Source organism: Candidatus Cloacimonadota bacterium (assembly GCA_019429305.1).
Lineage (GTDB): Bacteria > Cloacimonadota > Cloacimonadia > Cloacimonadales > JAJBBL01 > JAHYIR01.
Genome location: JAHYIR010000001.1, coordinates 153881 through 169616 on the forward strand (window position 1 = coordinate 153881; position 15736 = coordinate 169616).

At 35.4% G+C, this 15736-nt stretch carries 14 protein-coding genes; 7 read left to right on the plus strand and 7 right to left on the minus strand.

Annotation, left to right across the window (positions count from 1 at the left end):
* Positions 1-63: 63 nt before the first annotated feature.
* The 4 genes from K0B81_00665 to K0B81_00680 all read left to right on the plus strand — a co-directional run bounded on the left by K0B81_00665 (position 64) and on the right by K0B81_00680 (position 2935).
* Positions 64-669 carry a GNAT family N-acetyltransferase gene (locus K0B81_00665; protein MBW6515111.1) on the plus strand — a complete coding sequence of 202 codons (606 nt, stop codon included), beginning with the start codon at positions 64-66 and terminating at the stop codon, positions 667-669.
* 32 nt (positions 670-701) lie between these two features.
* Positions 702-1820, plus strand: a complete 1119-nt coding sequence (locus K0B81_00670; GenBank protein MBW6515112.1) for a DNA polymerase III subunit delta' — start codon at positions 702-704, stop codon at positions 1818-1820.
* 20 nt (positions 1821-1840) lie between these two features.
* Complete coding sequence (locus tag K0B81_00675) at positions 1841-2173, plus strand: hypothetical protein (GenBank protein ID MBW6515113.1); 333 nt, start codon at positions 1841-1843, stop codon at positions 2171-2173.
* A 63-nt stretch (positions 2174-2236) separates the two neighbouring features.
* Positions 2237-2935, plus strand: coding sequence for an outer membrane protein assembly factor (locus K0B81_00680; protein MBW6515114.1), 699 nt, complete (start codon positions 2237-2239; stop codon positions 2933-2935).
* Here the strand turns inward: K0B81_00680 and K0B81_00685 are convergent.
* Entirely contained in the window at positions 2932-4458 is a 1527-nt protein-coding gene (locus tag K0B81_00685; protein ID MBW6515115.1) for a tetratricopeptide repeat protein, read from the minus strand. The genes K0B81_00680 and K0B81_00685 overlap by 4 nt on opposite strands.
* Before the next feature lie 641 nt (positions 4459-5099).
* Between K0B81_00685 and K0B81_00690 the strand changes: the two genes are divergently transcribed.
* From K0B81_00690 to K0B81_00700, 3 genes are all read left to right on the plus strand, one after another.
* Positions 5100-7199, plus strand: coding sequence for a ribonucleoside triphosphate reductase (locus tag K0B81_00690; protein MBW6515116.1), 2100 nt, complete (start codon positions 5100-5102; stop codon positions 7197-7199).
* Positions 7196-7885: an anaerobic ribonucleoside-triphosphate reductase activating protein gene (locus K0B81_00695; protein MBW6515117.1), complete on the plus strand. Its 690-nt coding sequence runs from the start codon at positions 7196-7198 to the stop codon at positions 7883-7885. Before K0B81_00690 ends, K0B81_00695 begins: the two co-directional genes overlap by 4 nt.
* Positions 7886-8031: 146 nt before the next feature.
* Positions 8032-8421: a YraN family protein gene (locus tag K0B81_00700; GenBank protein MBW6515118.1), complete on the plus strand. Its 390-nt coding sequence runs from the start codon at positions 8032-8034 to the stop codon at positions 8419-8421.
* 11 nt (positions 8422-8432) lie between these two features.
* On the opposite strand, the gene K0B81_00705 is transcribed toward K0B81_00700, so the two are convergent.
* The 6 genes from K0B81_00705 to K0B81_00730 form a co-directional block, all read right to left on the minus strand.
* The gene (locus tag K0B81_00705; GenBank protein ID MBW6515119.1) at positions 8433-9077 is read right to left on the minus strand and encodes a hypothetical protein; all 645 of its coding nucleotides are present in this window, start codon (positions 9075-9077) and stop codon (positions 8433-8435) included.
* 89 nt (positions 9078-9166) lie between these two features.
* Positions 9167-10984, minus strand: coding sequence for a signal peptide peptidase SppA (sppA, locus tag K0B81_00710; protein ID MBW6515120.1), 1818 nt, complete (start codon positions 10982-10984; stop codon positions 9167-9169).
* 79 nt (positions 10985-11063) lie between these two features.
* Positions 11064-12437: a sigma-54 dependent transcriptional regulator gene (locus K0B81_00715; GenBank protein MBW6515121.1), complete on the minus strand. Its 1374-nt coding sequence runs from the start codon at positions 12435-12437 to the stop codon at positions 11064-11066.
* The gene (locus K0B81_00720; protein MBW6515122.1) at positions 12434-13585 is read right to left on the minus strand and encodes a HAMP domain-containing histidine kinase; all 1152 of its coding nucleotides are present in this window, start codon (positions 13583-13585) and stop codon (positions 12434-12436) included. The genes K0B81_00715 and K0B81_00720 overlap by 4 nt, the downstream gene beginning before the upstream one ends.
* Entirely contained in the window at positions 13575-14123 is a 549-nt protein-coding gene (locus tag K0B81_00725) for a hypothetical protein (GenBank protein MBW6515123.1), read from the minus strand. Before K0B81_00725 ends, K0B81_00720 begins: the two co-directional genes overlap by 11 nt.
* 140 nt (positions 14124-14263) lie before the next feature.
* Complete coding sequence (locus K0B81_00730) at positions 14264-15613, minus strand: PDZ domain-containing protein (GenBank protein ID MBW6515124.1); 1350 nt, start codon at positions 15611-15613, stop codon at positions 14264-14266.
* Positions 15614-15736 lie beyond the last annotated feature (123 nt).

Consider the following 15736-nt stretch of genomic DNA (forward strand, 5'->3'; position numbering starts at 1 on the left):
TTTACATTTTGATTGTTCAGAATAGTTTGGAAAAAAAAAGATTGAGAAACGGAGGTTGAGGTGATGAGATATTATAAAAAATTAGTTGGATCAAAGTGTTATCTTTCTCCAATATCACCTGATGATGCAGAGTTATTTACTGAATGGCTAAATGATATTGAGTTAACGAAATATTTAGCAATCATTCGTAATTCATATACAGTCTCAAAAGAGAAAGAGATCTTGGAAGAGATGGCTAAAAATGATCATGCATATGTGATAGTTGATATTGAAATAAATAAGCCAATTGGAATAGTAAGTATTTTTAGGTTTGACCATATTAACAATACTTGTGAATTGGGGTTGTTCATTGGAGATAAAGACTACTGGAATCTTGGATATGGTGAAGAAGCAACCCGTTTATTGTTAGATTTTGCTTTCACTATTCTCAACATTAACAATGTTATGTTATTGGTAATTGATTTCAATGTTCGGGCTATCAAGTGCTATGAAAAAATTGGTTTTAAAGAAATTGGACGAAGAAGACAAGCTTATCATATTGCCGGTAGGAAATATGATATTGTTTATATGGATATCCTGAATGAAGAGTTTGATAGTACATATCTTAAGCAAATGTTTTCAGATGAATATGAGGCCTCACAGAAACCGAAAAAGATAGAAATGGTGTAAAAAATTTTAGTAACGACTTAATATCACTCTGTATGTTTGAACGAATCCAAGGTCAAGATAGTACTTTAGAGGTACTCAAAAGAGCAGTAAAATTAGAGAAAATAGCTCAAAGCTATCTTTTTTATGGACCGGAAGGGGTTGGTAAATTTACATCAGCCCTCTACTTTGGGATGGCAGTCAATTGTCTCTCTGAATTAGGTGAAAAACCTTGTGGAAAATGCTCTTCCTGCGTTAAGCTTCTTCAATTCAGTCATCCTGATTTCCTATATCTTTTCCCAACCCCTAACTATGATATGAGTCCCGAAGGTGAGATCAAAGATAATAAAATGCTTAGAGAATATGAGAGTTTTCTGGAAAATAAACGGGAGAAACCATGGAAGGAGTACTTTTTTAGTGGCAATATTGGGTTAAGACTTGATAGTGTAAGAATGCTACAACACCGGATAAATCTATCCCGAAATGAAGCTAAGTATAAGATCTTCATAATAGAAAGAGCAGAGATGATGAATATGAGCTCTGCTAATGCCTTTCTAAAAACCCTCGAAGAGCCCCCGGATGATGTAATGATCATCCTGATCTCTGCAAAACCGGAATCTCTCTTACCGACAATAATTTCTCGCTGTCAGAAAGTAAGTTTTCAAAAACTATCCAGACAAGTCATTGAAAAGGAATTACTAGATAATAGAGGTTGTGAACTGATCATTGCCAAAACAATTGCTAGAATAGCTGACGGTAATATGGAAAAAGCACTCTGTCTAATTGAAGAACAAAAAACAGAATCTAGACAGAGTGTTTTAACTCTCATCAGTTTGATAGTTAATGGTGATGATCTAGGTTTCATGAGTTATATAGAAAAATATAAGACTCTTAAAAATGTCAGTGAGTTAATAGATGTAATCCGTAATCTGGTTATCTGGTTAACTGATGTTGCCTGTTTCTATACCTGTCCTGATGAGATAGTAAACATTGATAGATTGGAGCTGATAGAGCAAATAGCAGCCACCAATTCTCTTATTGAAGAGCAGATAACTGAGATCATAAGATTCTTAGAGACAATGATTAAGCGTCTAGAAGGTAATGTCAATCCTCATCTTGTGGGAATTGAAATCTATTTACAGCTCAAACAGTATATGAAGCCGGTTGGCAATTAGCCATTTTTTTTCAGTAAAAAGTGATAAAAAGCTTTTTAATAGTAATAATAGTAGCTTTATTAATAACCATCCTGTTTTGTAATCCAACAGAAGATGAGATAATATCCTCCAAAAAGACTGAAAGAGCAGTATTACCCTATGTTCTGTATACTTCAGAAACTGGTTTCATGATTGGCATTTTAGGTAGTATGAGTCTGTACAATGTTTTCCAAGATGGAAATAACTGGATAATTTTAGGAACTGCTCAATATACACAGAAGAAACAGACAGCAATGAATCTGCTCCCGATCTATGAAACAAAAGATAAGACTTTTCAGACCAATTTGGATTTTGGTTATAAATATTGGCCTTAAGACTTCTATGGCATAGGTATAGATACTACGGAGAGTTCAAAGGAAGAATTTGTTTCCAAGGAATTGGAGATAGATTGGAATATTCGCCATCAACTTTATATGAAATGGAGTGGTGGTATGCTCTTTAATTATGCAAGTTATGCACTTGAATTGAATGAAGATACACTATTATTGTCTGATGGTACTATTAAAGGTAGTAAAGGTGGGCAGCTTATAGGATTTGGTTTTACAATAGCCAGAGATAATAGGAACAGCCATTTCTTCACTACTGCAGGTGAGTTTTATGAGTTAAGAACAGTTTATTATGATAAAAAACTTAGTAGTGATTTTAATTTCAAAGAGTATTCCTTAGATTTGAGAAGATACTATTCTTTATCAGAGAAACAATCTATATCGTTTCAATACTATTCCGGTATTCAAACTACTGGAGTACCGTTTCAAAAAATGTTCCAGTTAGGTGATTTTCTAAGGGCTTATCAAACCTCCAGATACTTGGACAGATGCATAACAACACTCCGTTCAGAATATCGGATATTTCCTTGGGACAATAAAAGGAAAAAGAGAATCGGTTTTGTGCTCTTTACAGAAGCTGGAACTGTCTTAGACAAGTTCAAAGATTGGAGATGGGATAAAAAAAAGTTTTCTTATGGCGTTGGTACAAGGTTTAGATTAATTGAAGGGGAGGGGATGTTATTAAGGTTTGATTTTGGCGTATCAAAAGAATCTATTAATATTCTCTTTGTTGCTATGGAAGCTTTTTAATCTGGATTATTCTCTTTTTCTTCTTTGAACACTACGAATGGTTTATCGCCGGGATACGTTCCAAAATCTATGTCTTTTGAATTCTGAAACTTCTTCAAAATATTGTTGACTCTCTCAACACCCAGTTTGATGTTTTGCATATATGTCTTTTGTTTTTCCGAGATCTCTTTATCTTTCAAACTCTCCTGCAAGAGTTCCAAATTACCGACTATGATCATCAATGGCTGATTTACTTCATGACTTGCTGTGATAGCCATAGCAAGAGCTGCCGTGGTTTTTGCAATCTTTAACCTATTTTCAGTTTTCTCCTGAACTTTTTTTAATTCATGATTTAGTTCTACATTGGCGAATTTTAAAGTCTCCTGCTCGGCATGAATCTCTTCGCTGATTTTGATATATTGTTTGTAATATTCGTAAGCTTCTTTATAGTCATTTATATGATGGTAATAGTCTGACAATACTTTAAAAGTATCCTTTCTCAATTCTTTATTGTCTATCTGCTCCAGCAAAGAAATAGCTTCATTAACTGCTTCGGTTGTAGCTTCTTTTAATTCTAATCTTATATACACAGTTATAAGATTGAGTAGTGAATTCAGTCGTTCACCTATTGTGACAACTTTCACATTCTCATTAGCAATTTTGGGGCTTTCTGCTGCTATTTGCCTGATCCTCATGGCTTCATCATAACACTTTTTGGCTTCTTCATATTGCTTCAAGTTTCGATATATCATCCCCAAATTATTTAAGACTTCATACATCAAATTTTTGTCTACTGTTTTGCTGACGTTTTCATGAGCTGCTTTGAGATATTCCAAAGCTCTATCATACTGATAACGTCGCCAATACAAGAGTCCCAGATTGATTTGATTATAGATGATGCCGTCTATGTTCTCTAATTCGGTGTAGATAGTGAGCGATTTAAGAAAATAATCTAACGCCAGATCAAAAGAAGATGTTTTGTTATAAATTTGGCCAATATTAATTAGAGTCGATGCTGTCCAAAGACGTTCAGTATTTTTTTCAGACCAATCAAGAAGTAAAGCAAAGTAATCTTTTGCAGTCTTAAAATCGCCCTGTAAAAAATATATTGAGGCAATTTTATTTAATAGAGACCCATGGTATTGAGGATCAGGATCCATATTCTTGATGATATCCAGAGCATTAAGGTATTTTTCTATAGCACGATCATAATTCTTTTCGGCTTGAAAAATATCGCCATAGAGAATGAGTACTTCAGCTTTCCTATTTTGCAGATTAGCATCCGAGAAAGATTCCGCTTTAGCAATGAAGTCAAAGGCGTCATTGAATTGATTTAACTGCATTTGACCTTCAGCTAATAAGATTAGACAATCCAATTCTTCGTCGCTCATACTCTTATCTTGAGCTGTAATTAATGCAGTTTTAGCATAGAGAATTGCTTTGGAAGGATCGGTAATAATAGCAGAACGCGCTTCTGAGATTATGTCTCTAATTTCTTCGGAAATTGATCTTAAAGAATTTGTTTCTCTCTCATCTCTATCCATACTCAAATCCTTGCGATGCTGTCTTTTGTTTTCAAGTTAGTTCACTCTCTCTTTATTATATAAAAAACTTTGACTACTAATCCATCTACCTTACCTAAAAAAACGCTCAGAATTTGTCAATGTTTTTTTATCTTTCTTTTACATATGAACCGTAAAATTTTCTACTCTGAGATATAACTGTCTTTGAATCAATATGTTGCTGAATAACACAAGCTATAATTTTTTTCCTGATCTTCTGAAGTTAAGTTATTATTGTGATTCTCAATTACCAGGCAAAGAGATGTCAGATTGAGATAAATAGAAAAGATAGTGATAATCCAGATGATTAACCAAGCAAAAGCAAGAGAAAATTTTCCTGATAACGAAAAAGAAAGCCAATAATCTAAGATCAAATCAACTCAGGCAAAGGTTTTGGGGTTTAGGGCAAAGAGTACGTCTATATCATAGAAGAAAGAAAATAAAGTATGATTGAATGAAACTGCTTGACATAAGTTAACTACTTGAATTCTTATACACCTAATAATTCAAAAAGAAAAATCACAACTTGAGAATAAAGTTCATAATTAATTAGATATTAGAGAGTTAGGATGTCACATTCTTGTTCTGACTCTTAAATAAATTTTTCATACCAAGAGGTGAGTATGTTCACTAAGATACGGAAACGTAACGGCAAATATGTAGATTTTGAGCTGGAGAAGATTACTGAAGCTATATATAAAGCAGGTCAAGCAACAAGAGAGTTCGATGAAGAGATCGCCAAAAAGCTTACTTTTAGGGTTTTGAATTTAGCACAACAAATATTGCACGACGAAGGTCCATCAGTAGAAGAGATTCAGGATATAGTAGAAGAAGTGCTATTAACCTCACCCTATAAGAAAACCGCCAAATCATACATCCTCTATCGTGATCAGCATTCACAGATGCGAGAGATCGTCTCTAACGCCAGAGTAAATATGATTGATGATTATATAGATAAGATCGACTGGCAAGTGCAAGAAAATAGCAACATGTCATATTCTCTACAGGGCTTGAATAACTATTTGGCATCAGAAGTCAGCAAAGCATATTGGTTGAATAAAATATATCCGCCTGAGATTCGCAATGCTCATCAGGAAGGAGATTTTCATATCCACGATCTCGGTATAATATCTGTGTACTGTGTTGGTTGGGATCTAATGGACTTACTTCTAACAGGATTCACCGGAGTTGAAGGAAAAGTTGAAAGTAAACCGGCAAAACACTTTCGGGCGGTATTGGGACAATTAGTTAATTTTTTCTATACCTTGCAAGGTGAAGCAGCCGGAGCCCAAGCATTTTCTAACTTCGATACTCTACTTGCTCCATTTATTAGATATGATAATTTGGAGTATAAGGAAGTCAAACAGGCAATGCAGGAGTTTATTTTTAATATCAATGTGCCAACTAGGGTAGGATTTCAGACTCCTTTCACTAATATATCTATGGATTTAATAGTTCCGGCAAATTATGCTGATACTCCAGTTGTTATTGGGGGGAAGCAGCAAAAAGAAACCTACAGTGATTTTCAATATGAGATGGATCTGTTGAACAGGGCATTTTTGGAAGTCATGACAGAAGGAGATGCCAAGGGCCGTGTGTTTACTTTTCCAATACCAACATATAGCATAACTAAGGATTTTAACTGGGAAAATGAGAATCTCCAACAATTATGGGCTGTAACCGCAAAATACGGGATTCCCTATTTTTCTAATTTTGTTAATTCAGAACTGAAACCTGAAGATGCTCGGTCTATGTGTTGCCGATTAAGATTAGACACCAGAACCCTGACAGCCAGAGGGGGAGGGCTGTTTGGGGCTAATCCACTAACCGGTTCAATAGGTGTTGTGACAATAAATTTACCAAGAATTGGTTATTTATCTGATAATGAAGCAGAGTTTTTTGCATATTTAGATACTCAGCTGGAAAGAGCAAAGAAATCTTTGGAAATAAAAAGAAAGATTCTGGAAAAACTGACCGATAATGGTCTCTATCCCTATTCGAAATTCTATCTGAGAATGATTAAAGAGAGATTTGATTCCTATTGGAAAAATCACTTCTCTACTATCGGTATAGTAGGAATGAATGAAGCTTCTATCAATCTTAACGGAGAAAATCTCGCTACTGAAACAGGACAGAATTTTGCTGTTAAAGTAATGGATTATATCCGTGACCGACTTATTGAATTTCAAGAGGAAACTGGCAATTATTATAACTTGGAAGCTACACCAGCTGAAAGTACCTCCTACCGTCTGGCTAGGTTAGATAAACATTTATACAAAGATATTGTTTTTGCTAATGGTAAAGCAATTTCTAATATTCAGGAACCTTATTATACTAATTCGACTCAATTACCAGTTAACTACTCTGACGATATTTTCGAAGTTCTCGATAAACAGGATCCCATACAAATCAAATATACGGGAGGAACAGTCCTACATATTTATGGTGGAGAAAAAATTGATGATCCTAATGTTGTTAAAAAACTAGTCAGCAAAATATGTCAAAACTATCACTTACCTTACTTCACCTTTACTCCTACCTTCAGTATTTGTCCTAACCATGGATATCTAAACGGTGAAGTAGCTATCTGTCCTCAATGTGAAGCAAAAACAGAGATTTATTCCAGAGTTACTGGGTATTTAAGGCCGGTATCTCAATGGAATGCAGGAAAACAGGAAGAATATAAGAATCGTGTTAATTTCAAGATAAAAAAAGTGATATGATTATTGGTGGTTTACAGAAAACTTCCTTGATAGATTATCCGGGAATGATCTCGGCAGTCATCTTTACACAGGGCTGTAATTTCCGCTGCCCTTATTGTCATAATCCAGAATTGGTAGATCCTAATAGATTCCATGAAGTATTACCAGAGCTGGAGGTGCTTGAATTTCTGGAAAGGAGAAAAGGTTTGTTAGACGGAGTGGTCATTACCGGCGGAGAACCGACAATCCATAATGATCTACCTGATTTTCTATATAAAATCAAACAACTGGGTTATCTGATAAAATTAGACACAAACGGTACCAATCCTAATTTGTTAACTCAGCTTTTAGATGATAACCTCATAGATTATATAGCGATGGATATCAAAGCACCGCTGGAAAAGTATTATATGGCTGCTGGAGTAAACTGTGATTCTCATAACTTGTTATCATCACTCAAGATCCTGAGTGAATCTCAGAAAGTTGTAGAGTTTAGGACAACTGCAGTCAACACTATCCATGATGAAGAGGATATCATAGAGATTAGTAAGATGATACCCTTTGGAAGGCGATTCATCCTTCAAAGATTTGAACCCAATAAGACTTTGGACTCAACATACTTGAATAAAGCTGCCTTACCGGAAAAAGCTCTCAATAACCTAAAAGAAAGATTTCAAAACAAAACATTTAAATATGCTGTCAGGTGATACGGTAACACTATTAGTGTCCTTTCTGTAAATAAAAAGTTTTAATTGAATTAACTTACAAAAGGATCACTAATTTATCGGTCGTTTCAAAACGGAATGATGTTTTAGTCAAATCTTCCAAAAAACTGGTCTAATGCATAAAAATCATGAAAGAATTATCTAAAGAAATCTGGAAATGTGCCGAAGAGATAAGTTGTTCTTTTCTTGAAAGAAATGGTTTTTTAATCATTTGCAGAAACTATAGCTGTGAGTTTGGAGAGATTGATATCGTTGCAGAAAAAGACCAAGTAATAGTCTTTGCTGAGGTCAGATCAAGAAGTAGTGATTTACAGTCCGCATTCTCTAGCGTATCAGTTCGGAAAAGACTGAAAATTATCAGGACAGCAATTCATTTTCTGCAAGACAATAGAGATTATGAAGGGCTTTGTATGCGTTTCGATGTTATTGGGATCTTATATAACGAACGATCTAACCTCTTTCAAATAAAGCATTTAGAAGATGCCTTCAGAGTTGATGAACTGGATGAATATCTCTGAACATAATATGACTAATCAATCTGTTCTATCGGATACTCATTACTCAGGGTTTCATAAATACCATTAATCTTAATTATATCATCATCTGTATTAGTTTTCCCGTCAAATATATCAATAGAATGGAGATGCTTAACAAAGAATCTCTGTTCGAAATAAGTATAATTATTCCCCCAATTGTTGACGATTTTGATATCCCAAAATCCTTCAGCTAAGTTCCAGCGAGCTGAATCTTCAGGCATGATAACGCTCTCAAGCTTATTACTACCCCATAACTGCGAAGTACTCGGTGAAATATAAACTTCAGTAACAATCGATGAAGACTCATTGCTGATTCTCAAGCCGGCAGCATCATAGTCAATGCTCTTATAAACTCTCGAGCCCGCACTGAGCAAGGCAGTGTATTGCTGTGGAAAGAGAAATAGTTTTTCATTTATTTGAACTGTTACATATTGCTTGTCAACCGAAAAAGCTTTACGATTCAAACTCCACTTTCTTTCCAGTGTTTGATATGCAGGTAATTGATATGTGATGTTGTCTATTCGGATTTCAGTTGTACTGGCAGTATTATTATAAAAGATCATAACAGCATCTTCAGCACAAGAAGCAATTAATAAGGTAAACAAGAGTATAATAGTATAGATTAGTCCTTTATTCATATACAGCTCCTCTTTCCTTTCGATTGAAAACCACGATCTGAGCTATCAAGATCAATACAATTCTTCTTGATCTACCGAAAGGTATTTACCTAATCAACGTATAAGAGAGGAGAAAGCATCTGAACGGGATCATTTTTTATCGCCGTGTATATCTTACGAAGATCTTCTAATCTCTCGTCTGTAATGACATTACTTGTTATAATGCTCAGTATTATGCTCCTGTCAAATCTTCTTTCCAATAACAACTCCCAAAGAGTTTTTGTTTCAGGAAGATAAACTGTTTGGTAGTCAATCATATTGGCAAGTTCTGCAGCTTTTTCTACTGCTTGATCCAAATTCCCGATGTCATCTATTAAATTATTAGCAAGTGCTCTCTTACTACTCCAAATCATGCCTTGTGCAACTTTTTCTACTTCTTCTGAAGTCATATTTCTACCTGTAGATACTCGTTCCTTGAATTCTTCATAGGTAGAGTCTAAGCTCCTCTGTAATGCCAAGATGTCTGAAGGATTAGGTCTTTCCCATGTATTCATGAAATTTGTATATTTTCCTCGATACATCGTTTGAGGATTTACCCCAATTTTTTGACCAGTCTGATGTAAATTTGGGATCATCGCTGCTACACCTATTGAGCCGGTTATGGTATAAGGATCTGCCATTATGTAATCTCCCGGAGCTGCTATATAGTATCCCCCAGAGGCAGCAATATCGCTCATAGAGACTACTAATGGTTTGGTACTTTTCAGCTTGATCAATTGTTGATAGATCTTATCAGACTCTAAGGCACTGCCACCGGGGCTTTTTATGCGCAGAACTATTGCTTTTATTGATGGGTCTTTTTCTATATCCGCGATGATGTTCTTAACCTTGCCGGCAGAAATAATGTTCTGTCCGAAACTTGAACTCGGAATAGTAATTGAGCCCTGTAGATAAACTACTGCTACTTTATTAGAGTGACCTGTTCGTGAGCTAGTTCTGGTTCTATATCTGCTTATTCTCATCACCTTATCTTCACTAATACCCAGCATATCCAACATATCATCACGGGAAGCTAAAAAGTCAACAATATCCATTTCTAAAGCATAATCTTGATTGATCAGGAATTCAGGTCTATCTTCATAAATTTCTCGTATGATATTGAAATCAAGGTTTCGCAGAGAAGATATGTCTGTTAAAAGCTGACTGTATAGATCATCTAATAAAAGAGTTAGACTCTGTCGCATTTGTGGAGACATTTCCCTGCGGCTAAATTCTTCTCCGGCACCTTTAAACTCACCGGAATGTAATATAGTCCACTCTACACCTAATTTATCAAAAAGGTCTTTCATGTAAAGAGAGGAAACACCAACACCGCTTAAATATATTCCTGAGGAAGCCGATGGGTGTAGAAATATCTCTGTGGAGACAGAAGCGAGATAATAATCTCTATTTGCTGCCATCTCAAGGTAGGCATAAACTGGCTTACCTTTCGCTTTAAAATTTTCTAAAGCGATAGTTATTTCATTAAGAGTCGAATAACCGGCAGCAACAAAACGGGGTTCTAAAATGATGCCCTTGATGTTTGGATCATTGGCTGCTTTATTGATCCGATCAATAATATCTCTAGCGGACAGAGTTGTTGTAAAAGAAAATAGATCTTGATCTATCTCGCGATATTCTTCCAATGCTCCTACAATTCGAAGATTTAAGTAGGTACCAGTTGGAATAGGTTCAATTTTACTGCGCCCAAGCATAATTATACCGGACAGTGCGACTAATAAAAAGATGATAATCAATATAACAGCTGATAAACAACCGAAAGCAAACCATTTCTGTTTTATATAACCTTTATTTTCAATTGGACGGTAGCGTGTCTCTTGAGTTTTTTTTGCTTCTTTTATGGGATCATTTATATCATAATTATCCATTCTTCCTCCCTGATTCTGTAGTTAAATTCATCATTTATATGACTAATCTTTAGTAAAGATTTTTTCTCTTAAATATTTTTTAAGAGAAACTTATGTTAAGTTCTTTGAGTTTTCTGGAAAGATTACTCTGGTGGATTCCCAGAGCATGTGAAGTTTGAGTAATGTTGTAATTATGTTTCTTTAACTGTTCTGTTAAGTACTTAATCTCGAATTCTCTCTTTTTTTCTTGGAAATAAACCGTCTCTTTCCAGAAAGATAATTCGGAATGCTGCTCAGAAATGTTATTATGATATGGATCTTTAAGATTATATCTGGCAAGAAGCTGAGGAGTGATTTCTTGGTTATCGATCAAGATATAGAATCTTTCTATAAGATTTTTTAACTCTCTTACATTACCGGGATAAAGCCATGATTGCATCTCCAGGATAGCTTCGTCTGTAAAAGTTTTCAACGGTACTTTCATCTCAGAATGGAACATTTTGGAAAAATGCTCTATCAAAACGGGTATATCTTCCGGATGTGAACGAAGAGGAGGGCTGATGATCGGGATCACATTTAATCTAAAAAAGAGATCCTCTCTAAAATGACCGGTTTTTACCATTTCCTCGAGATTTTTATGAGTTGCTGCTATGACTCTTGTGTCTATCTTTTCCTTCTTATTACTTCCAACCTTTTCGAATTCTCCTTCTTGAATAACGCGAAGTATTTTTGCCTGGGCAGATAAACTCATATCACCTATTTCATCAAGAAAAAGAGTACCACCGTCTGCTTCAGCGAGTTTACCTTTCTTGCTCTTGACGGCTCCTGTAAAGGCACCTTTTTCAAAACCGAATAGTTCACTCTCAACAAGCTCGTTGGGAATCGCTGCTGAATTGAATTTGATGAATGGATTATTGCTCCGATGGCTCTGATTATGGATAGCATAGGCAATGAGTTCTTTGCCAGTACCACTTTCACCCCTGATCAGAACCTTTGAGTTAGTTGGTGCTACACGATCTATTACCTTTTTTAACTCTTTGAGCTCTGCACTTTTACCTATTAACTTGAAATTTTCTGAAAAATTCGATTTCAATCTTTCATTTTCTTGAGAAATACTTCTGAATTCATAGGCTTTGCGCACTGTGAGTTTAACCTTGGGTAAACTTAGCGGTTTTTCTAAAAAGTCAAATGCCCCAAGTTTTATGGCTTTCACTGCTTCACTGATACCACTGTGTCCCGAGATCATTATTACTTGTATCCCGGAATCGATATTCTTGATCTTCTCTAATACTTCCAAACCACCTATATGCGGCATGGACACATCAAGAAGGACAATATCCGGAATCTGATTGGTTATGTATTCCAGACTTTTGAGGGGATCTTGCAGGGCATGACAATTGTATCCTTCATCCTCTAAAATATTTTGCAAGGAGACACAAATATTCTGTTCATCATCGACTATTAAGATATTCATTTATACTCCTCGATAATAATCTCAAAAGTCGTTCCTTGATTTAACTTACTTTTTACTCTGATATGAGCTGAATTTGCATCGCAAAGACGCTTAACTACTGCTAAACCCAATCCAGTACCTCGCTTCTTACGAGAAAAGTAAGGATCGAAAATATGAGAAATATCATCAGGGTCAATACCTTGTCCGTAATCCTTTATTTCAACAACCAAGAAATTATTACTCTTCTTGAGACTGACAACTATCTCTTCTTCAGAAGAGCTGGCATCAGCAGCATTTTGTAGAATGTTAGTGATTATCTGATAGAAATGTGTCTGATCAAATTGAATTTTCGTGTTCTTGGTCAAATTCAGCTGTATGTTATAATTATGTATATAAGGTTCGACAGTTTTTTCAATCTCTGTTGCAGGATCAAATACAGTTAAGTTAGGTGTAGATATTTTAGCAAAATTGGAGAAAGACTGGACAAGCTCTCGTAAATTATTTACTTCCTGATTGATTATTCTTATAGCTTCCGGAAAGATCTCTTTCAACTTTTCACAGTCTTCGTATTTTTCTTCCAATCGTTGAATTGATAGCTGAATTGGAGTTAAAGGGTTCTTAATTTCATGAGCAAGCATACGAGATAGTTCTTTCCAAATCATCTCTTTTTCAGCTTGTAAGAGTTTTTTCTGGGTATTATCCAATTCATGTGACATATCGTTAAATGATTGCTGTAAGAGACGCATCTCTTTAATACCTGAGGTAGGAAGATACACAGAAAAATCTCCTTCTCTGATCCGTGCTGTTGCTAATTGCAAATCCTTTAAAGGTTTGGTGATCCGGTAAAATACCAGAACGAAAGCGATGATAGATGCGATCATTAATAGTATTAGAAATAAAGTAGAATATACCTGTGTCTCATTTCTGATCAAGTCTATCGCCATTAAGGATTCTCTGATATTAACTGCTAATTGCCTTGCTTGCAAACTATCTTCTTGTGTCTTAAAGCTTAGTTCAGCAAGAACTTCATCAATGTGAAAATTTTTATAGGCTTTATCGATCTCCTTCTGTTGACTATTAAAAAAAACATTAAGAATCATAAGACTACTCAAATATAGAAAGAGAAAGAGAAAAATAACGATGACTCTTAAGTTGAGATTAACTTTCATATAGCTCCACCTTGTATTCGAAAACTATCTTAGGGGTCTTATAATTCCATAGCATCATCAAGTCAAATTCTCTTTCCAAGGATTCGAGAGTAACTCTTTCCATAGATGCCGATAATTCGAACTTATATGTTCCTCCTATTCCCCAATGATCATAAAAGATATCTACTTCCGAGATTATTGTTCTTAGATCATCACATGAAACAGTAAAAGTGAAATTATTAGAAACTTCTGCCTCGATCCGAAAAAAACGCTCCATTGGGTCATATATGACAGTATTTCTATATTCAATAGAGTCTAAAAGAATACCATCTCTTGATACGATAAGATAGTAGTTAATATTGATTGGGCTGCCAGAACGGAATATCTGCTCAAAATCATTATCGAAGGCATATAACAGAGAGGTTCTTATTCTGACAATCTGATTATCATGACCAATAAACACATCAGAAAAGCGTGCATTATTCCCTTCATAAGAAGAGAACAGGAGCATTGTCATGGATACTACACTAGACAGAATCCTACCCGCAAAGCTCAACATAATCCCTCTTCAATATTAGTTGTAAAATTATTTGTTTGATTAACCGACCAAATGTCAAGTTTTTTGATTTTTCATAGATAAACCCGGGCTGTGAACAGCCCGGGTTTTTTCATTTATTCTAATCTCTTTTAGGGAGGAGTTTAGAAACCAAACCATGGACCGACAGAGATTGTCAAACCATCAAAAGATGTATTGGGTGATCCTTTTACTTCGTAAACATCGCCAGTATCATCGACATTCCAACCATTATGATATGAATATGATAAGATGTAACCGACTTCACCCCGAATTGAAAGCCATGAATTTAAACGATAGTATAACTCAGCTTTTGGTTGCAGAAAGATATAGCTTTTGTAAAGGTTGAGATAGTTATTCAAAGTATCATTTATCTGTGTTGATAGGTCATCCCAGTTGTAGTTCCCATCATTTTGAGAAACCTCAATTCTTGTTGTACCCCATCCGAGCATTGATCCTACTGAAGTTATCAGCTTGCGAGTTACAGGAATACGCTGTTCTAAAGTTATACCACCGAAACCGGTACTGTATCTCATTCTACGAATAACATTCTCATCAGGTACATTTATTCTTCTATCAAATGAGTATCCTGCACCCATACCACCAAGGAACAATCCTTTGCCAACATTGATCTTTGCACCACCACCATTAAGGAATTGGCCTTTGTCATCTATTTCTGCAAAACCCAAAGAGGTGATCATTTTATTGATGTCATCAACTTCTGGAGTGTACCATAGTGGGATCCAACCACCACCAAATGAACCAACTGAGATCTTTGGTTTACGAACTACTTGTTCTCCCGGAATACCTGTATCTATACGATCATGGCGAGAACCGAAAGTGAAATCCATGTCCATTTCCTGTCTGTTACGGAAAATTTTCATTCTGACCGTATCACCTATGTTATATGATCCGATAATATTGGTGAATATCCTGCGATTTGAAATTCTCTGCCCGTCTACTTCCATAATGATATCATCCGGCAGAATACGCTGAGCTCTAGCTGGGCTATTGGGAACGACACTAGTAATTAAAACACCATAAAACTTATTGTATCCCATCTCGGCAGCTTGACTTAATGTAAGGTCTTCAGTGACAACACCCATATAAGCTGAATCGCTGCGTTGACGATCTAGTTCAATAGTAACTATTCTACTACCTGTTCCAGTATCTAGATCACGAGTTACTTCTTCAACCTTTTTCATTGCCTCTTTAATTTTTTGATCAATTTCCTCCATATCAATATCAGAAACATTTTCTGTTACTATAATCTTCTTTTCGATTATGAATTCTCCACTATCTTCTGTTTTCTGATCTGATTTGTTTTCAGCAAAAAGTACTTCATAGAGCTCATGATAGGGATACTCTATTACTTGGGCATAATGACTTAGAACTTGGTTTTCTATGTTCATGAGAGCATGTAAACCAACTGTTCCTAAAAACAATGTTACTGTTAAGATTATTAAATGTTTCATAATTCCTCCTTGTTATTTCAGGTCCTTTCAAGGTTATTGTATTTGCAATACATGTACCAAAAATTCATCCTATAACTTCGTTGTTGTTACTAATGTATCTAATAGCTTGGATTCTATGGAGAT